A 20836-nucleotide genomic window follows, 5' to 3' on the forward strand; every position below is an offset into this window, starting at 1 on the left:
ATGCAGAAGGCAGAATTTCTCATGCTTATTTCCGACTCCTGACAACAGTCAACAGTCAACAGTCAACTGACTAATTACGACAAACCTAATAGCCTTCTCGTCCTCTCTGCTTCTTGTCTTTGAAAATCCATAAACTTCAACATTCGGTAAACTACCTCTATTTGGGGCAATTTAATACCTGCTTGCTGCGCCACCCGTATCGGATTACCAAAAATCGCCTCAACTTCCAGGGGCCGCGATTCATCATAATCGATTTTCATGCTCGTGCGGTAAGGCTTCATTTTCTGAGTGTATTCAAGCATTTGTGGGATAAAGTCATCGGGAATAATGCGATCGCAACTTTTGGCTCCCGCTACCACTTCCCCCATCATTTCCTTGACTAAAATCAGAGTATCGGGATTAGCCATCAGTTCGTCAGTTCTCGCATCCAACACTACAGACAGCCCATTATAAGGAATATTCCAAACCAGCTTTTTCCACCTTGACAATAGCAAATCTTCGCTCATTTTAATAGGAATATGAGCACGTTTAAAATCCTTAGCAATTTGGTGCAATCTATCAGTAATACCAATTGCTTTGTAGTCCTGGGCATATTCTCCCAGGGTGATAGTGCCGTAATCTAGGTGGCAGATGTGGCCGGGCCCAACTTTATAAGAGCAGAGAAAACACAGCCCGCCAACTACTCGTTCTGCACCAACAATTTTAGCTACTTCCGGTTCGACATTCAATCCGTTTTGCAATACTAAAACCGCCCCGTTATCCTTTAATAAAGTAGGCAAAATTTGGGGCAACAAGTGATTTTGAGTTGTTTTCAGCGCTACAATTACTACGTCGCACTTAGGCATTTTATGCGTGTTGTGGTAGGCGCGGACGTGGGGGAGGGTGAAGTCGCCTTCGGGAGACTCGACAATCAAACCGTGTTTTCTGACCTGATCGTAATCGCTGCGTAGCAAAAAATTGACTTCTAAACCTGCTTGTTGCAGTCTAGCACCGTAGAATCCGCCTAAAGCTCCCGTGCCCACAATGGCATAATTGCGATTTGACATAATATCAAAAAGTCAGAAATAATATCAACAAAACAGAAATTTGACTGTCATCTGTCTTCCCCCTTGGAGCCCCCCACCCTCACCTGTACTCAGGTCAGTGGTGGGAGGAAAAGGGGGGCAAGGTTTATGCTGCATAAGAATAACCATCCTTTCTGTGAATAATTGAACAATATTTGTGGCTAACCCCCGACACCAATTCGGATGCGGAAATATTAAACGAACCACTCGTTCTAACGGCAACACGCCCAACGTATTTACCAACTTTCTTACCAGAAGTAACGATTGCTTGGACAATATCTCCCGTTTGAAAACCTTTAACAAACTTAAGTCTGGGAACATAGCGACATGGAAACCCAAACTTATCAGTACGACATATTTGACGTGTCCCATGTCCAGTAGCTTTAATTAACAACGGTTTGCTTGTTAAAATTTCCAACGATTCAACTTTCCCTACACAAGCTGCATCTAGCCAGTGAGTTTTAGCTAGATTTAATCGAGTGCGATTGAACTTTGTTAAGCCGCCACTGCCAGTAGAAACAGGCAAACCAGTCATACTAAGCCGATTGAATAATGCCCAACGAGTTGAATTGACTGCTGTCGCGTCTTTCAAAGGATGCTTTGCTTTAGATAAAACCCGTTTCAATGCCTCGGGCTTTTTAGATAGGAATTGCTCAATATTTTGAGTTCCTTTCTTGATATTGCACTTTTCACAAGCAAGGCAAAGATTAGAAATGCGATTAGAACCACCCTTAGCTTTGGGATGAATATGTTCGACTTGTAATGGTGTATTTGTAACACCACAGTAAGCACACTTTCTCTCCCACTTGTTGAGCAAGTATTCCCGAACCTCGTAGCCACACAAAAGGCCTTGCTGGTACTCGATTCCAGAAATTTCTGGGTTTTCTAATTGTTGTAAGTCGAACCGTACAAGTTCTTGAACAATAGAGGCAATGGGGGCAAGTTTCATCAATCTAGTCACCCATGTTAGAGTTGTTTCAACGCGGTGTTGCAAACTTGGCGCTAGCCAACCTTTAGGGCGAGTCCTATTTAGAAATCTAGCTGGACGATAGCGAGTATGGCGATTCCTCCGGACTCTACGCAATGAACGACGAGATTCAAGGCTGGCTTTAATAGCTTGACCTCGGTGAGTTAGTTCGGCACCAAAGATTACTTTTTCCCCTTGCACTAATGCGAACCCAGTGGTTTGAGAGCCAGGGTCTATTTTGAGAGTGATTGGTTTGTGGATTGCTGTTACCTCTACTTTGAGAATTAGTGTGAATGGATACCTTTTTAAAACAGCGGCTTTGCGAGTAGTTAGCAATTTACGAGCCATTCCTGGGTGGATTGGATTGAGCGGTCGTTTTTGGGTATCAAGTACAAAAACAAAATTAGACATTTAAGTCCTCCCTTTCGGGGTAATGTTCGCTTCGTCAATGTTTAAGGTCGGTAACTATCTTAAAAGCACTGGCTTAACCCTTACACCTGTTTAACTTTTAAGTTCTAGAGCAGAGAACTAGCAACGCATTCTCTGGTAGGTACTTTAACGCTTACCTTAAACGTAGTGATTTAACACGCTTGACTGGTCAACTCGGCTTTTTCAAGCCCCCACTATATCGGTACTCCGATTAGTGGTGGGTAGTTGACACCCTGCTATTATTTAAAGATAGAACTAATCTGAAATCTCAATCTCAAATTTCCTCATCCACTGCATCAAGTCTTCAGATAGCTGTTTTCGCTCTCGGCTAACTGCATTGATGCAGAGGTGCTTAGTAAGAGCTTTCGCCGCGCTTCTTCCTGCAACTTCCCCAGAAAATACTTGATAGGTAATTTCAAATTCATCGCCAGCAACTTGTTTGGGCGTTAATTGAATCGTCAGCCGATCGCCCGCAAACATTGGGCGATAAAAATCTACACTAGCATGAATTATGGGAAAGGCAACCTCGGGATTGCTGAAAAATGCTTTGAGATTGATTCCCGATGCTGCTAGAGATGCCTCGTAAGCTTCGTGGCACATCGCCAAAACGTTAGCAAAGTAAACGACTCCAGCAGCATCGGTATCTTGAAAGCGAACAGTGCGGGTGTAAGTGAAAGGCATTTGAGGTAGTAACGGCGATCGCAAATTCGATCGCAATTTTACCAACCATCATATCGGTAAACCCGCACTTTTGGAGAAGTTGTCAGCTAAGTAAGTAGGCGGTAATTTTTTATATTGTAAAATTCGCCCTCCTCACTCCTTCCCCTTCTTTCTTAACCTTTGTTCTTAATCAACATCACGTCTATAATCTTGAGGGCAATATCTTCGGAAAGCCCCAATGCACTGTAAAGATCGTTCAAAAGTTGTTCTTCTTCTTCTGAAACCTCGCCATCTGCTAAAGCGATATCAGTTGTGACAGCAAAAACAGTTTCTTTAAGTTCGTCGGGAAGCGTTGCCAAAGCAGCATTAAACAGTACCTCAACTCCTTGCCGTTGCAGAATCATCAGCAGGCGATCGAGCATTTTTCTCATCACGTCATCCGGATAGCTGCGGAACAGTTGCATCCGAGATAGTGTCATGCTAATCGCTTTACTTTCGCTGTCATTGATGTAACCGTCGGCTGCTACGGCAATTAGCGCGATCGCCGCAAATGCTTCGGCCGGTCCTAACGTTACGTCCGTTTCTTGGCGAGTCTGCGATACTTTATCAAATAAACCCATGATACTTTCCTCATTATTTAGTGGTCGATTTATGGAGTCAGGATGGGTTCTGGCTCTGGAGGTTTCTTTGGGGATTTTGATAATTATATCAAATTTTGTTACTTATTTATTATCAATAAAATTATGAAAAACTTAAGAATTTTTCTGGCGCCCTTTGGCTCTGCAATGGCGGGTTTATTCAGCTCATGAATTGCCTTCCCATATTTCAGGTAAAACCCGCCATCCCAGCGCAGACGAGCTACTTGTGAACAATGGCTAAATCTGCTTTCAGGAAATCAACAAACTGCCGCGCAGTCCTGCCCGATCGCCCATTGCGACGAGTTGCCCATTCTTTAGCGCGGTGCTCCAAATCATCGGGAGCGAGTTTAATTCCAGCAAGTTTTGCCAGATGTCGGACAATTGTTAAATAAGTGTTTTGATCGGCCGGTTCAAAAGTTAAAGTCAAGCCAAATCGATCGCTAAATGAAAGTTTTTCCTGCACAGTATCCCAAGCGTGAACTTCATCTCCATCGCGGGGGCGAGGCCTATCGTCAAAAAACTCTCGAACTAAATGCCTGCGGTTAGATGTTGCGTAAACTACCACATTTTGAGAGCGAGCAGTGACATTTCCTTCCAAAACAACTTTCAGAGCTTTAAAAGCATCGTCATCTTCCTCAAAAGAAAGGTCGTCTACAAAAATAATAAACTTTTGAGGAACTCCCCGCAACTGCTCGACAATTAGCGGCAAATCTTGCAAATCCGATTTAGATACTTCAATCAAGCGCAGATTGCGAGAGCCAAATTCATTTAACAGCGACTTCACCAAAGAAGACTTGCCCGAACCGCGGCTCCCGTACAGCAAGACGTGCAAAGCCGGATAACCTGCCAACAAAAACTCCGTATTTTTCACCAGAGCATCCCGCTGCCAATCGCAGCAAACCAACTCTTTTAAAGTTATGCCATCGGGATGCGAAATACTCGCAAACTGCCCTCCCCGCCACCTAAAAGCGCGATATTCGGCAAACAAACCCGTGCCAAACTGTCGGTAATAAACTGCCAAAGATTCCGCCGCGCTCGACCATTTTTCTAGTTTCCCGTGCAGCGGCAAATCTCCCTGTTCTGCTACAGTTTCTGAATACCAAATCGGAGGCACTGCGTCAAGTTGACCCGCTACCCGCACCCACTTGCTCAACTGTTCGCTGCTGCATTCGTAAATATTTTGCAGCACTTGTAAATCATGTCGGGCAGCCTCCACCAAAGCGGGGGGCAAACTTGCAAAATCTGTTTGCTGTGCTCGGCGAGAAAAGGGGTTTTCGTCTTTGAGAATTTCGGAAATCAGAGAATCTTTCCAGCTTAAATTTTTAGCAGCCTGAACTTTGAACCAGTTCCCGTAAGCTACCTGACATTCCAAACCGCTGACTTCGCTGTGGTGAAGGGCTTGCAGCAAATCGAGAAAAGCTTGACTTGCGGGGCTTTTGAGAACTGATTGATACAGCAGCAGGGATGCCGCTTGGCGCTGGAGGTAACGGATTTGGGCGATCGCAGCAGAAGTTAGGGCTGACATAATGGCAATAGTATAACAGTTACATATCCTGACTGGCTTTAATAAATTTTCTAACAATTCGTGACACTAATTGCAGGCCGCGCTGTATAAATTTAGATGCAAAGAGTGAAATCGGGAGGATTAAAAATGAATTTAGGTACAGCAGCCGCGATCGGCTACGGCATTTTAACACTGGTTGGCGGCATCATGGGTTATATCAAGGCCAAAAGCCAAGCCTCGCTCATTTCGGGCTTGATTAGCGGTTCGCTGCTAATTTTTGCCGGCACCGCCCAGCTTATGGGACAAAGTTGGGGTTTAACATTAGCAGCAGCCATCTCCGCTGTTTTAGTAATAGTCTTTATTGTGCGCCTGGTTAAAACTCAAAAATTCATGCCAGCAGGAATGCTAATTTTAGCTAGCTTAGCGTCTTTGGGCGCGATCGTTTACGAAATTAGCGGTCAATATCAATAATCTGTTGACTGTTGACTGTTGACTGTTTTTAGTGGTCAGTGGTTATTTGTTAATTGTTAGTTGTTCGTTCTAATAACCAATAAACAATAACCAATAACTACTAACCAATAACCAGTGACTAATGACTAATGACTGCATCAATATACTGCTGAACTTCCCTGAGTTGCTGCCGCTGGCATTCGATCCAATCTTTTTCCGCCGCTCGCTGTTCCGGCGTCTCTTTCTGATACCGCGCCTGCTTCTCTAAAAAATTATTGTAGAATTTAATCGCTTTTTCAACTGTTTTAATTGCCAGTTTCATGCGGTCATCAAAGACTTCTATAATCGCATTATCTAGGATTAAGCCAATCACTTTACAAGACTCTTCAAAATCGACCAAAGTGACTCCCAGATTGCTTTTATGAACAAGAGTTTCTACAGGTTCTTTCAGCGTTTCTTTAAAAATTTTCATATAAGAATCAGGCAAATATTTCAGTGGCTCAGTAAACTTCGATACAATCTCTCCGCCTATTGATTGTAGCCGCTCTCTAAATTTAGATTGACTGTTTAGGTCAAAACATTCAATACAAATTTCAATTTTTTCTATATCAATAGATTGTAACTCTTTGAAAATTAAACTCAGTTCATTCTCCATAATTAAACTCACTCGCTCTGCCTGGGAATCCACTTCATTACGCAACTCTTTGTGCAAATTATCTTTTTCAAAAAAACCAATATTATCTCTTTGAAAGACTTGAGGGTTTTTATCCCACAAAAACCACTGATTTTTTAATTTGGTCGCCTTGTCGCTCCAAGATTGGCGAACTTTAACAACAGCATCATATTTGCCCTGTTTTCCTAAACTGCGAATTCTCACATCGCATCCGCTTAGTTCGCCAATTTGCTCCCAGACATCAACAGGAGATGCTCCAGCAATTCTCGGCTTGCTATTCCAGACATCCTCAGCCTGAGATACATCTTTGAAACATACCTGAAGTAGCTCCTTGAGTCTGATGGCAGATTGCTTAATTTCGTCAATACAAGGTTCCACATCTAAACTGAGTTGGGTAGCTGACTGTTTAATCTCCACGGATTGATATTCGTCTGCCAACAATCGATCGCTAAACTGGGTAATAGCCTGGAATGCCTTGAGATACTCATTCATTTCCTTTGATGCCTCGTTTCCATAAACAGCATACAATACAAAACATCTGCCTTTTTGAATGGAAACTGAGTCACAACATGGATTATATATTCACCCCTGCAACTCAGGCGCGACTCAATAGTGGCAACCTAGTACAGCCTGCTGCAAAAACAGGAAAATTGCTCCCGGCAGCTAGAGATCCGGTGACAGGGGAGTTTGTGGAGCTTGCAAAAATTTTTTATGAATCAAGAAGTGAAACTCTATCCGATCGCGGAGTTATAGGATTGCTCGCACAGTTAGCCGGAGGTGGCCCCATACAGCCGCTGGTAGCTCCAGTGTACGTGACACTGGCGCCGTTGCAGGTGGCTCAAACTCATCAGGGGTTTCAAAAAACATACAGAATGCTTAACTGTCTGAAAATTAATTTGGCAGTGATGCAAGCGACTGCTGCTGTCATTGGTATTGGCACTGTATCGAGCACAGTTTTGTCAGCAGTAAACCTCAACCAAGTATTAAAAATCCGAGAAGAGGCAAAGCACCAGAAGCTAAAAATTAAAGACGGATTTATCGATCTCAGACACATCCTCAAAGATAGGGGAGTAGAGGTAATCCAGCAGATTTTTAAGGTAGCTCACGATTCTAGTTTTGAAATGCACCGCCAGAAACTGGTTAACGGTTACGAGATTTTTTCTAAAGCTATCAAACGCTGTCAGTCAGCCCTGACAGTGCCAGATATTAAACTTCGGAATTCCGAAATTAATAGCGGGCGGGATATGCTGTTTGAGGCTTTAAAAATTTATGATAATCCTAGTTTGTTGGAGGGGCTGTCTTCTGCTGGACAGCTCAGGCAAATGGAATGTGTTTGGGCGATCGAGCAGGCTATCGGGGTCACGTTTCAGTTGCAGCGGGCCTACAAGATGGTGAGCGATCGCCTGCTGGAACTCCATTCAAAAATTCGTCAAAATCTTCTAACTGTTGTTAAAGGATGTCAATCCGAACCAGAACTAGATTTTTTATTTCCTGAAGTTACTAGGATTCTCGGTCATGATTTAAGTGTAATAGAATTTTGGCAAAATGAGGTTGATTGGATGCAAACTTTGTCTCCAAAAGAGCAGCACCAGTTAGCTAGTTTAGATAAACTCACCGGCGAGAGTTTAAAAAGCACCGTGTACACTACATTCGCGGTATTAGCTGCGGAACCTTCACTTTATGAAAGTTTAAAGCAAAAGTCTCACTTTCTATCCTTGCGCGACCAGCTAACCTTCGCTGTGTCGCCGGAAATCCGCCGGAGATACGAATTGTATGTCAGCCAGCAGGCGATCGCTACGGGCTATCAAGCTTTAGCTGCCTCGAATTGGCAAGAAATATCCGATTTAACTGTGGCTAACCTCTACCACTTTTTTCAAATCCGAGAGGAATCAACTGAAAATTATCCAACTGACAACCAATTAGAAACGCCTTATTGGCACTTTCCCCAAACCTTAAAAAACGAGCTTAATCTTAGCAATTAAATGACCAGTGACTCATGGATAATGTTGACTGTTGACTGACTTCTTCAGTCCTAGACACAACTTTTCAATTGTTACACTATCTGTAGTAGTAAGGTACGCACTGCGCGCCCTACAAGTATAGTCTGTGCGTCAAGGACTATTTTTCTTTCTTCCTTCTTCCTTCTTCCTTCTTCCTTCTTCCTTCTTTCTTCTTCCTTCTTCCTTCTGATTACCTCAGCCACAACTTAATAGTATTGTCTTTAGAACCGCTAGCAATAGTTTTGCCGTCGGGACTAAAAGTCACCACATAAACTTCATCGGAATGTCCCGTCAAAGTATTCAGCAATTCTCCGGTAGCAAAATCCCAAACTTTAATAGTTTTATCCTTGCTCCCGCTGGCAATAAACTTCCCGTCCGGGCTGATAGCAACCGAGACAATATCGTCAGAGTGTCCCTGAATAGAGCGAATTAAATCTCCTGTTTCGATATTCCATATTTTAATAGTTTCATCGTAGGAACCGCTAACAATTGTCTTCCCGTCCGGGCTAACAGCAATCGACCTCACCGGGTCGCCGTGTCCCTCTATAGTTTTGAGCAACGCCCCTGTTGCGACATCCACAACTGTAATTTTTTTATCCTTAGAAGCGCTAACCAAACTTTTTCCATCTGGAGTGAAAGCAACAGAATAAACAAAATCTGCATGGTCTGGAAAACTCTGAATCAAACGACCAGTTGCTGCATCCGAAATCTTTGTGGTTTTGTCTCCGCTACCGCTAGCAACAAGCTGTCCGTCCGGGCTGAGAGCGACAGACCACACAGAAGCAGTGTGGTCGAGACTGCGAATCACTTGCCCTGTTTTCAAATCCCACAGCATGACTCGCCAAAAACCGGTTCCAGTCGCCAGTTTCGTACCGTTTGAGTCAAAAGCAACCGACCAAATAGTGGAGGAATCTCCTGGAAAAGAGCGGATCGACTTGCCTGTAGCTAAATCCCAAATTTGGATGGTTTTGTCTTTAGAACCGCTGGCTAACATTAAGCCGTCTGGACTGAAAGCAACAGACCCAACTGCATCTGAATGCTGAGCGAAATTTTTGACTTTGGCGTTCTTCCACCGCAGACCTGCTTGGCACTGTTCCTGTAACTCCTGAGCGGACGCATAGCTGCTGGAAGTGTTGGCAATTGTTGGTATTTGGCTGATGCAGTCTTCATAATTGCTGGCTTTATAAAGAGCGGCAATTTGATTGAGTTCTTGGGATTCTTTCTGGGCTCGCTGCTGCCATTCTTGCCACTTGAGATATCCGTAAATTCCGCCGATCGCAGCTAAGATAGCCGCAATTGTTGCCCCGGCGAGATAAGGATTGAATTTGCGAGTTTCTTTGGGGACAAGTGCTGCTGGGCTGGCGATCGAGAAATCGGTTTTTCCGTTCAGATTTACCTGCGAGGATACCGCCGGACTTGCCTGCAATTCGAGTTGAGGGGCGCTGCTGGCTGGTGGTCCACTGGGGTTGCGGTGTCCCTCCAAAACTGTGGAGATCGCCTTGTACAATTTAGCAAATAAAGATTTAGGAATGACTAATTCTTCGATTTTCGCGGCATCTTCGTCGGTAAGCCCTAAAACTTGCTGCAAGCGTTTTAATTCGTCGCGAGTTTCCTGAGAAAAGGGATATTCTTGCTGCATTGCTTCTTGCAGTGATTGTTCGTAGCGTTCGCCTTTTTGCCTGTATTTCCGGTAAGGGTTCAATACCTCATCTTCGATCGCCTCTGCTTCTTCTGGCAGCAATTCCAAACTGACGCGCAGTTCATCTAATATTCTCCTACCTACGACTGTAATATCACCCCGGCTGCTGCTGCGCCGATCGACTTCTTCGCGATATATTGTCAGCTTGGGAATCCGCGCCCGCGAGCGATCGCCAATTTTTCTCAAATCGGCTAAAGCTTCCGCCGCCGACTGGTACCTCTCCCGAAAATCGTAGCGCACCATATTGTCTAAAACATCGGCCAGCGCTTGGGAACACGTGGCTAAATGCCGCCAAACAATTTCGCCTTTATTAGAATTTTTCAAATCCCGCAGTTTCGGCAAATCGTAAGCCGGCAAACCCGTCATTGCTTGGATACCAATCATTCCCAAAGCGTAGATATCGCTGTTGAGTTGCGGGTTGTATTGAAATTGTTCGATCGGCATATATTCCAGCGTGCCAATCCGCACAGTTACCGGCGCTTGTCTTTGAGCAATGTGAATTTCTTTCACCGAGCCAAAGTCGATTAAAACTAACTTGTTATCTGAATAGCGACGGATTAAATTCGCCGGTTTAATATCTCGGTGAATTACTCCCTGGCCGTGTACAAACACTAAAATTTCTAACAGTTCCTTCAGCAAAGAAATCATTTTTTCTTCAGTTAAAGGCTTGCCCGGTACAATCTCGGTTGATAGCGAGTGACCTGCAACAAAGGATTCAACTAAGAAAAATTCTTCATTTTCTTCAAAATAAGCGAATAGCTGAGGGATTTGGTCGTGTTGACCGAGCTTTTCTAGAACTTCTGCTTCTTTTTGAAAAAGACGGCGCGTAGTATTAATTAATTTCGGTTCGGTAGTACCGGGACGCAGGTGCTTGACAAAGCACTGCGGTTCTCCGGGACGGCGAATATCTTTGGCCAGATAGGTTTGTCCAAATTCTCCTGTTTCTATGACTTCAATGATTTGATAGCGTCCATCTAAAAGTTGGCTCACCATGATAATAACGCAGCCTTTTTTTGGTTGATTTTCGCAAGAAACAGTTGCAATGTTGAGTCAGTTGTATAGCCTTTTTCAGGTAAATTCGGTCTTCCTGGGCATTGGCAAAACAGGGCATTGGGCATTGGCAAAACAGGGCATTGGGTATTCGTAATAGTTTTTTCTTTCTTTCTTCTTTCTTTCCTTATTCCGACTTCCATCGGACTTCTTCCCTCTGACTTCTTTCCTTCTGACTTCTGACTTCTGACTTCTAAGTGAGATATTGCACCCTTCTCAAATACTTGTTTAGGAACAGGCAAGATGACTGTTCCACAAGAAAAATCATTCTTTGTGGAACGGGCATCTTGCCCGTTCTTGACAATGGTGCAACATCTCATTTCTGACATACTTTATTTTTTTAACATCTGCAAAGCTTGATATCCCAAAAAGAAAAAACCCAAAGCGCCGAGTACCGCTATCGTGTTCGCAAACACATCGACTGTAAAAAATTCGCCCATTGCAATATCCTCTGAAAACTGATATCTATCCTCGGCTTTTCGGTCGCTGTATGGGTGAGGGGTCTTGCCCCTCGCTGCGGGCGAGCCGAAAGATGCTCACAAATTATAGCAAAAGAGGCGGTCAAAATAACTTTTCGGGCGATCGACTAGCTTTTTGTTTTAATATTTTTTAATATTTAGGGAGACAAATCGTGTACCGAAATTTTGAGGTCAGTTCGCTTTGATATTGTTAACCCTGCTAATTTTTTCTCTCATTGTAAGTAGAGCTTACACTAAGAATTTGCGCCGATCAGTCGAAAATGCGCCTCGAACCGACAGAAGTTTGCCTAAGCTGTCACCGGAGTCCGCCGCGCAGTTCCCTAAAGTTTCGGTAATCGTACCAGCATACAACGAGGCAGAGAATATTCGGGATTGCGCGATCGCCATTTTGGAGAGTACACCGCTGTCTGTGGAAAACTTAGAGGTTTTAATTGTAGACGATCGCTCGACAGACGACACGTTAGCGATCGGGCAAACCCTGCAACAGCCTCTCAACGACATCCGGCTTAAAATATTAGCAGGTCAGCGGCGACTAACCAACCAATTACCTTATTAACTATCTGTTTATCCGTAATGGTAATTTGGCAGCATTACACTTTGCGCCGTTTGGGTGCCGAGATTTCGGAATGTCCTACAAAATACTGGTGGTAGGGAGGTTTCGGAGGTGCGTTAGTGGCGGCGATTGCGATCGGTTCTGCGATTAAAACTGAAACCGATTGGGGATGGACTTGGCGCGGTAGAACTTGGCAAATTAAGAGTTAATTAAGACTTGCATATGGGCAGGCAAGATGCCCACCCCACAAAAAATTAACTCGTTGTGGAACAGGCATCTTGCCTGTTCTTAAAAATCATCCAAAATGTGAGTTATAGAAGAAAGAAGGAAGAAGAAATAAGGCAGAGCTAATCATAACATCCGTTACTTCCCTTACATCCGTTGCCGAGCTTCCGCGTATACAAAAGCAGGTACGCGCTTGTAAGCAGGCGTACCAGAGCGCTTTTCAATCTCCGGGTGAAAAATTACATTAACTTCAGGATAAAACATCAAAGCAGCACCCTCACGAACCGCCCCATAAATCACCTCGACATTTTCCATTTTTCCGACATTTCCCTGCACCGTAACCCGCTGATGTTCTTGAAAACCCGTGCTTTCTGCATCCGCACGATTCATCAAAATGCAGTTGCGGTGCGGCATTCCCCGGTACTTGTCATCAATTTTGTAAACCACAGTATTGTGCTGAGAATAGCTGCGTCCCGTCATCAATGCCACAACAATACCCTGTGTTGATTCCGATCCTCCAAACTCTTTCGCTTCCGGTAATCTCAGCTTAGGTAAAGGCGCGACAAACATCTTCGCTTTCCCAGAATCAGTAGGGAATTTAGGTTCCGTAAAAATGCGACCGCCGATGGTAAATTCCTCTTTTGTTTCATCGATTGTTGCCATTTTTTCAAACCCAGGAATGGTTTTAGCAATCAATTGCCGAACGTAGCGGGTGTCCTGAAGTTGGCGCCAATCTACCGGATAAGTACCGTGAATTCTGCTCGCTAATTCTGTTAAAAAAATTACTTCAGGAATCAAATCCGAAGTAGTGAGATGAGTTTCACCCTCATCATTTAAACGCACAAAGTTATTCCCCGATTCCACCGTTGTTTTGTGGGGATTTTCAAAGCGATTCAGTACAGGAATCACAATTGTATTGTGCTTTGCCAATCCGTGAAAATGCCCTAAATTCGGTTTGGTTGCAAGGTAAATAACGGTTTCAACATTGCTTAAAGCGCGTTTTGCCTGCGTTGAATCTGGATTCGCCCCATACAAATTACCGCCCAGACAAATCAGCGTATCGACTTTGCCTGCATCTGCTGCTTCAATGAGCGATCGAGTTTCGTAACCCTTAACGCGGCTGAGGGGACGCCCTAACAACTTTTCGAGAGCGGCCTGGATTTCTTTTTTCAGCTTCACAGTGACGCCCATAGAGCCGAATCCTTGGACGTTTGAGTGTCCTCTGACGGGCATTAATCCCGCCCCTTCTTTGCCGACATTTCCCGTCATCAAGGCAGTGTTGGCAATGCTAAAAACATTATCTACGCCGTTATCGTGTTGGGTAATTCCCATCGCCCAACCGAAGACAACCCGCTGGGACGTGCCAATGATTTTGGCTGCTGCCTCAATTTCTGCTTGGGAAACTCCGCAGGTTTTAGTAATAGTTTCCCAATCGGTTTCGCGGGCGTGCTGGACTACAGCTTCCCACCCTTCTGTATAAGCTTGCAAGTATTTTTCGTCCAGCAATCCTTGTTCGATTATAGACTTTTGAATGCCGACAAATAGCGCCGTATCGCTGCCGGGAATTGGTTGCAAGTATAAGGAGGAAATATCGGAACCGGGGATGAGCGACTTGACGGGAAATGCGGGAGAACCAAACTTGACTAACCCGATTTCCATCACCGGATTGATTACAATGATTTTACCGCCTTTGTCGCGAATTTTAATTAATTCGTTCATGAAGCGGGGATGGTTGTAGGCCGAATTCGCACCCGCGAGTACGACGCAATCTGCTTGCTTTAAGTTTTCTAGACTCACTATGGAGGTGCGAGTGGCAAACATTTCGCTTAAGCCAGTTGTCGAGGGAGCGTGGCAGAGATCGGAACAATCTGCTAAGTTATTGGAACCCATCGCTCTCATCATCAATTGCAGCAGAAAAGCCGCTTCGTTGGAAGAGCGGCCGGAACTGTAAGATGCTACTCGTTCCGGGGTTTTGCGAAAAGCAGCTTCGGCAATTTGATAAACTTCTTCCCAAGAAATGCGATCGTAATGAGATGAACCCGCCCGCAAAATCATCGGAAAACTCAGCCTTCCCAGCCTATCGGCTTCCATTGAAGTTAATTGCTGGAGTTCAGCAATACTCTTCTTTTCAAAAAATTGAGTTGAGATAGCCGGCTTGATTTCAGCGGAGATTGCTTCAACGCTTTTCATGCAGCGCTGAAGTTTTTCGCCCTCTTCATTTGTAAAACCTCCTTTCTGCCCGCCAGTACCCCAAGAACAGGACAAACAAGCACTTTTGTGCAGCAAAGTTTTCCAAAGTTTCGGCCCTTCCGGGGACAATGTATGTTTTGCCCAATATTCTATTACGGGCAAACCGCCACCTATCTCTGGTGTTTCCTCGTTTGTCTCGTTGAATGGCGGGATTGGTTGGGCATTTTGGGAGTTGACATCCATGTGGTTTACCTTTTGTTTGAATTGCGGATTAGTTGAAGAAATGCAGCCGGAGCACAAGGCATTCGGCAGAATGAAATAAAAATTTTGAAGGCAAGAATTTTGTTGTTTTTCAAAGCGATTTTTTTGAGCGCACTGTACAATACAATTCTGCCGCAGACCGAGTAAATTCTATTGACTCGGCGGGGGAACCGCCAGAGGAGTTAAATTTATTACTTGAATTTTACCGCAAATTTACAACAGAAAAAACTACTCAACAGATAGATGTTTTAATTTCTATTCAAGAATAGGTTAGCAGTAAGGACTTTAATCCTCATGCACAGGCAGAGAGAAAACTGAAGTCCTCACTACCAACCAGGTTTACTTCCTCTTATTTAACGCCTGCTTGCCAAACCCAAGACAAAGCAGTCGATCGCCCTCAGCAACATTCGGGTCATTCTGCAAATAATCTCCCAACCACTCGCAACTGCGAGCAATGATATTATTCAGTTCCAAATTCTCCACAGGCAACAGAATTACATTCCTATCCCTACTAGCAAAACCCAGAGTTTTGCTATCAGAACTAAAAGTAACGCTCAACACGCGATCGCTCGATTCCAAAGTTTTAGATAGCAGCGCCTTTTTGCCGTCAAAATCCCACAGCTTAACAGTATTTCCCCCACTCGCCGCCGCAATCAACTTGCCGTCGGGACTAAAACTCACGCTTTCTACAGTATCGCTGTGGTCGAGTTTTTCAGTTAAATTCGCCACCTTTCCATCAAACTCCCACAAGTAAACTTTTTTGTCACCGCAAGCAGCAGCAAGAGTCTTGCCGTCGGGACTGAAACTAACATTTTTAACGCTGTCTTGGTGGTCGAGAGTTTTCAGAACTTTCGCCGACGAACCGTTAAATTGCCACAGGTAAACTCTCTTTTCTCCGGTAATTTCAAAAGCCTTTTTCTTCCCGCTTGCCTTGTCCTCAGCAGCGGTAGCAGTAGCAATAGTTTTGCCGTCGGGACTGAAGCTAACGCTAATTACTGGATTGCTGTGATCGAGTTTGGCAAACAAAGTTGCTTTAGAACCGTTCCAGCGCCAGAGGTACAATTTGCGATCGGCATTGGCGGCGGCAATTATCTTTCCATCGGGACTAAAACTCACGCTTCGGACAATGCCACTGTGGCTGAGAGTATCTAACAGTTTGCCGTCTAAACTCCAGACTTTCACTGTTTTGTCATCGCTCGCCGAAGCAACAGTTTTATCATTAGGCGAAACGCTCACCCAGGTAACAGAATCCTTATGACCTTCTAAGATTTTGAATAAACTGCCGTCAGCCCGCCAAAGTCTCACGGTTTTGTCCCGGCTAGCAGAAGCAATTGTTTTGCTGTCAGCGCTAAAACTGACCTTGTAAACCCAGTCTCCGTGTCCTGATAAAATCTTATTCAGCGGAGTGCTATCCGGTTTCCAAATTTTCACTATTTTGTCCTTACTTGCGGAAGCAATACTGCCGTCACCGCTGAAACTTACGGCTCTTACGTCGTCTTGATGTCCTCGAAAAGTGTTAAGCAAAGTGCCGCTGCGACTCCAAACTTTCACCGTATCGTCGGCGCTGCCGGTGACAATTTGTTTGCCGTCGCGACTGAAACTCGCGCTGACAACTTCATCGTTGTGTCCTTTGAGAGTTCTGATTTCCTCACCGTTTCGGTTCCAAATTTTGGCTGTGGTGTCGGCACTTGCTGAGACGAGTTCTCGACTGTTTGGACTGAACTTAATGCTGTACACAATGTCAGAATGTTTGGTTAATGTTTTGGGATTAATTGTAAATTTCTGGGTTTTAGTTTCTCGGTTCCAAAGTTTGACAGTTTTGTCAACACTTGCTGAGGCTATTGTTTGGCCGTCGGGACTGAAACTGACGCCGAGTACCCAGTCTTTGTGTCCCGTTAAGGTTTGCAGCAATTTTTTGTTCGCAAGGTTCCAGATTTTGACGGTGTTGTCGTGACTGGCGGAAGCTAGGGTTTTGCCGTCGGGACTGAAACTGACGCTGGTGACGATATCGCGGTGACCCGATAAAATGCCGTGAAGCGGAGCTATCCCGTAGGGAATCGCACTTTTGTCGTTATTTACTTGCCAAATTCTAATTGTGCGATCGGCACAACCAGTAGCGATCGTTTTCCCATCGGGACTAAAACTAACACTCGTCACGCTATCGGGATGATTGAAAGTTTTTAATAACTTACCTTCTTTGCTCCACAATTTAACAGTTTTGTCAGCACTTGCCGAAGCAACTGAATTGCCGTCTGGACTGACACTCACATCCAAAACAAACTTGCTGTGCTGCTCGAAACGGTTGCGTTCTTGCACCCCGGAAACTGCTTGTCTGAGTCTTTCTGCAATTTGAGTTTTAGTGTTCACAGGCAGCGCTGTACTTTTCAGAGAATCACGACCAATTTTGATACTATTTCCCAACACTCCTAATTGGTTTTTTTCATTAGAAAGCACCAAAGCTTCCGACGCCGAATTTAGGGCATCAGTCCGACTTTTTTCTGCTTCCTGCCGTGCGCTTTCTGCTAATTTTGCTTGCTCGAATGCCATCCCCGAAACACCTGCGAGTACAAGCACTCCTAGAACCGCCGCCCGCAACTGCCATCTCCGAGTGTGGTAAAGTTGAGCTTCCGCTCGGTACTGTTTGTCTCTAGCTTCCGACAGCAAAGCATCTTGCTCTCTGTCTTTGCGAATTTGTTCAATTTCATCTCGGTTAATTTGGTTTTGCTTTCGCAGTTCCTCAAATTCTGCCTTTTTATCTAATTCTTGCTGCTGGCGAATGAAGCTAACTAAATAATCGTGAACGAGCTGATAAAGCTCTGCTGGCAGTTCTGTCCAGCGAAAAACTAAACCAGAGTTTACTAACAGTTCTAATACTAAATCTAATTTATCAGCTTCAGCAAATGTTGCTAAATTAGAGGCTAATTCGGCGCGAGTTTTTAGGGGACGTATCTCATCTTCATCTGTCAGCAAATACAAAACTCGGCGCGCGGCCACTTCATTTTCCGGGCCGCAATCTTTGATTACTTCTTCGAGAAACCTTTCGACTAAATTTTGTTGCGGATTGTTGCCAAGTTCCTGATATTGAGTTAAAGTTCTAATGTTCTCTTGTTGCAGTTGAGCGCCGACAAGTTGTAGTTCGATCGGGCGGACTTCTCCCAATTCTCCAGCTAAATTTTTGACTAATTCTTCGATCAGCTCCGGTTCTAAGTAAAACTGCGCTCGCTCAGTTAAAGTGCGAATTACCGATCGCGCATCGATCAGCGAAAAATTTCCCAAATAAAACAGAATGTTTTTGCTGAGAATGTCCTCCAAAATATCATTGTTAACGAATCCTGTCTGGTTTTTGGGTCGGGAAAATTCCAGCAAATAGTGCAGGTAATCTTCCCGCAAACACAGGACGACTTTTAAATATTTTATTTTCAAGCATTCCCGCAAAAAATCAAAAAATATTTGTCTTTCCGCTGGCTCTTTCCACACGAAAAAAAATTCTTCAAATTGGTCAAATATCAGAACAGTCACTAAATGTTCGGAATTTCTTTGCAGCTCCTTTATAATGTTTTCGTATTCGATCGCCTGTTGTTGTATGATTAATTCAACTGGCTGTGAGTGCTCTTTTTGATCCTCATTATTCCCAGTCGCTCCACCCTGAAATCGCGAAATAAGATTTCCCTTGACTTCGGCTGCTTCTACGGTCAAATCTACCGGATCAGTTTCTGGTACTGCTTCGGCAATTTCCGGATCGAATATTTCAGCTTTCCCAGCAGATAACTGTCTGGTCAATTCCCGTGGCCAGTTGTTGTAAACTTGCAGCACTACGGGCAAAACAGTCCGCATTTCTATTTTTTTTTGTTTGAGAGCTGGTACTAATCCTCCCGTGACAATGGAACTTTTACCAACTCCAGACTGACCGTAAATTACTGTCAGTTTGTCGGGGGTATTGTTCATTCTATATATCAAGCGGTTGAGGTCTTGCTCTCTGCCGGAAGCAGTAATTTCGTCAGCAATAGTAGCAGCGTCGGCAATAGTTTCGGCGACGGAATTAACCGCTTCTCTGTGCGGCTGCAACTTTCCGGCTCCAATAAAAGCTCGGAACCGATACGTGTGTTCCACCGCTCGATAATCTTGCTTAATTTGAAATGCTTTGAGATATTCTCCCCGCTGAAAATAGAGCGATCGCAGCATTTCTAAAACCCGCAAATACAGTTGCGGGTTGTAGCAAGGTTCGGTTTCCAAGCGAGCAAGCTCTAAATGCGCGATCGCCTCCTGTATCTCGCCCAACTGACTCTGGGCCTCTGCTAAAATTAACCGATACAAGCCTAGATGCTGCGACTTTACAGGGGTACCCTGTCCCGTCGCTTCTAAATTTGAGTTGAGAACGTCTAGAGCCACTAAAGCCCATTCTTTCGCCCCTTGCCAGTTCTTTTGCTCTAAGGCTACTCTAGCCAAAAAGCCGTAATCTTGAGCCAAATTAACTGCTGAATTTTCCATATTTTCATGTAACCTCCGAGCTTTGATAGCTAAATTCCAGAGTCCATCCCAATCTTCTAAATGCTGCAATACTTCGCCAAGCTGATTGATGAATATACCAACGGCATCCGGCCGTCCCGCCCGTTCTAAAACATCAATACATTCCTGAAAATAATTCTTAGCTTCCGTCCAGTAAGGACGGTTGCCGCTGCGGTGTTGTTCTGCTTGGAAGCGGTAGCAAAGACCGATGTGGAATAGCAGAATTCCCTCTAACACCGGTGCTGGGTGAACGGTAAATAACAAATCGCTAAATTGTGTTTTAGACCCAATAAACGCTACTTGATGCTTCCAAAAACTGAGACTTTTTTGATACAATCCAATAGCCGCAGGGATGCGGTGACAAGCATATTCGTGCCTACCGCGAATAAATTGCAAACTCGCTTCAATAGCTGGTTCTAACCTGATGTTGCAATTTTGCAAGTCTTGGCTAGCCGACTCTAGTTCACTCAAAGAATTGGCTCCGAGAATGGCAGAATTAGTTAAACGCCAATTGCCACTTTCTAAAATGTTGGAAAAAATGCGATCGGCACTTTTGCCCAGGAAATCCACCAAGTCGTCGGGGCCAATCACAAATTCAACACTTGTCGTCCAAGTTTCGATATCTGTTACTAACCGAATCAGTTTTTTTAAGATTTTGTCTGTCACCCACAGCACCACCGGGAAGGGAAAATTATTCCGAAATTCTTCCCTTACGTAGTTGGTAGAAGTTAGCAGTCGATCGATCGCACTTACCGATTCCAATCCAAACACCATTAAAGCTGACGGGTGGCTGCAGGAAACTTTGGTTTCTATCGTCGTGTAAAGAGTTTTAACAGATGGCGGGAGGACAATTTCTCGAATCTCGATACCCGACTCCTCCCGCAATTGCCGTGCCGTTTGCTCTCTCATCGCACTGTAATTGCACCGTACCAAAATCAGCGAAAATTGCCCCTGAGACATTCTCAGAGTCCGGGTGAGAGTTTGCAGCGAACTTTTGTTTTGCTGTGCTGCGGTTTCTTGCTGGCAATGCGAATTAATCATAATTAATATTTGAAAAAGTTTCTCAGAATAGGTGCTGTCAACTGCCGAAAAAAGGAAGTTCGGCAACGGATTATTTAACGGATGTAACGGATGTAACGGATGGAAGTTCGGCAACGGATTATTTAACGGATGTAACGGATGGAAGTTCGGCAACGGATTATTTAACAGATGTAACGGATGTAACGGATGGAAGGAATCGACGGCATGGGAAAGTGCAATTAAGAACGTCCTAACCGTTTTGACGGTTGCTTTAAGTTTACTTTTACCAGTTTTTAGGTTTGCTAATCACAGCGAACAATCACATGATTAATTTTATTTCTGCCCTTGTGGGCGATTTCCCATCACTGGAAACTATCAATTAGTTAAGTTTATTTCAGCCTGCATACTTATTATTTTAGCCGATCGCATTAAAGCATACCCAAAAAAATACATACTCTGTTATTCGCA

Annotated in this window: 13 protein-coding genes; 3 read left to right on the forward strand and 10 right to left on the reverse strand. The window is 44.3% G+C overall.

Annotated elements, in window-relative coordinates; all coding sequences use genetic code 11:
* Positions 1-74 precede the first annotated feature (74 nt).
* The 5 genes from QUB25_RS10885 to QUB25_RS10905 form a co-directional block, all read right to left on the reverse strand.
* Positions 75-1046, reverse strand: a complete 972-nt coding sequence (locus QUB25_RS10885; protein WP_333183301.1) for a putative 2-dehydropantoate 2-reductase — start codon at positions 1044-1046, stop codon at positions 75-77.
* Positions 1047-1170: 124 nt separating this feature from the next.
* Entirely contained in the window at positions 1171-2442 is a 1272-nt protein-coding gene (gene iscB / locus QUB25_RS10890; protein WP_333183302.1) for an RNA-guided endonuclease IscB, read from the reverse strand.
* Between the two features lie 273 nt (positions 2443-2715).
* Complete coding sequence (locus tag QUB25_RS10895) at positions 2716-3141, reverse strand: thioesterase family protein (protein WP_333183380.1); 426 nt, start codon at positions 3139-3141, stop codon at positions 2716-2718.
* 152 nt (positions 3142-3293) lie between these two features.
* Positions 3294-3740: a tellurite resistance TerB family protein gene (locus QUB25_RS10900; RefSeq protein WP_190739853.1), complete on the reverse strand. Its 447-nt coding sequence runs from the start codon at positions 3738-3740 to the stop codon at positions 3294-3296.
* A 238-nt stretch (positions 3741-3978) separates the two neighbouring features.
* Positions 3979-5283, reverse strand: a complete 1305-nt coding sequence (locus QUB25_RS10905; protein WP_333183304.1) for an ATP-binding protein — start codon at positions 5281-5283, stop codon at positions 3979-3981.
* A gap of 126 nt (positions 5284-5409) precedes the next feature.
* Between QUB25_RS10905 and QUB25_RS10910 the strand changes: the two genes are divergently transcribed.
* A complete protein-coding gene (locus QUB25_RS10910; RefSeq protein ID WP_190735279.1) occupies positions 5410-5733 on the forward strand; it encodes a TMEM14 family protein in 324 nt (107 codons plus the stop codon).
* A 118-nt stretch (positions 5734-5851) separates the two neighbouring features.
* On the opposite strand, the gene QUB25_RS10915 is transcribed toward QUB25_RS10910, so the two are convergent.
* Positions 5852-6877, reverse strand: coding sequence for a hypothetical protein (locus QUB25_RS10915; RefSeq protein ID WP_333183306.1), 1026 nt, complete (start codon positions 6875-6877; stop codon positions 5852-5854).
* 77 nt (positions 6878-6954) lie between these two features.
* On the opposite strand from QUB25_RS10915, the gene QUB25_RS10920 reads away from it, so the two are divergent.
* Positions 6955-8367, forward strand: a complete 1413-nt coding sequence (locus QUB25_RS10920; RefSeq protein ID WP_333183308.1) for a hypothetical protein — start codon at positions 6955-6957, stop codon at positions 8365-8367.
* 208 nt (positions 8368-8575) lie between these two features.
* Here QUB25_RS10920 and QUB25_RS10925 read toward each other — a convergent pair whose 3' ends face one another.
* Together QUB25_RS10925 and QUB25_RS10930 are read right to left on the reverse strand one after the other, a co-directional pair.
* The gene (locus tag QUB25_RS10925) at positions 8576-11077 is read right to left on the reverse strand and encodes a protein kinase domain-containing protein (RefSeq protein ID WP_333183310.1); all 2502 of its coding nucleotides are present in this window, start codon (positions 11075-11077) and stop codon (positions 8576-8578) included.
* Positions 11071-11463 carry a hypothetical protein gene (locus QUB25_RS10930; RefSeq protein WP_333183312.1) on the reverse strand — a complete coding sequence of 131 codons (393 nt, stop codon included), beginning with the start codon at positions 11461-11463 and terminating at the stop codon, positions 11071-11073. The genes QUB25_RS10925 and QUB25_RS10930 overlap by 7 nt, the downstream gene beginning before the upstream one ends.
* 331 nt (positions 11464-11794) lie before the next feature.
* Between QUB25_RS10930 and QUB25_RS10935 the strand changes: the two genes are divergently transcribed.
* The gene (locus QUB25_RS10935; RefSeq protein ID WP_333183313.1) at positions 11795-12169 is read left to right on the forward strand and encodes a glycosyltransferase family 2 protein; all 375 of its coding nucleotides are present in this window, start codon (positions 11795-11797) and stop codon (positions 12167-12169) included.
* 369 nt (positions 12170-12538) lie between these two features.
* Here QUB25_RS10935 and QUB25_RS10940 read toward each other — a convergent pair whose 3' ends face one another.
* The gene (locus QUB25_RS10940; RefSeq protein WP_333183315.1) at positions 12539-14824 is read right to left on the reverse strand and encodes an FdhF/YdeP family oxidoreductase; all 2286 of its coding nucleotides are present in this window, start codon (positions 14822-14824) and stop codon (positions 12539-12541) included.
* Positions 14825-15181: 357 nt separating this feature from the next.
* The gene (locus QUB25_RS10945; RefSeq protein ID WP_333183317.1) at positions 15182-20389 is read right to left on the reverse strand and encodes an nSTAND1 domain-containing NTPase; all 5208 of its coding nucleotides are present in this window, start codon (positions 20387-20389) and stop codon (positions 15182-15184) included.
* Between the last annotated feature and the right edge of the window lie 447 nt (positions 20390-20836).

The organism is Microcoleus sp. B3-D7 (assembly GCF_036705305.1).
GTDB lineage: Bacteria > Cyanobacteriota > Cyanobacteriia > Cyanobacteriales > Microcoleaceae > Microcoleus.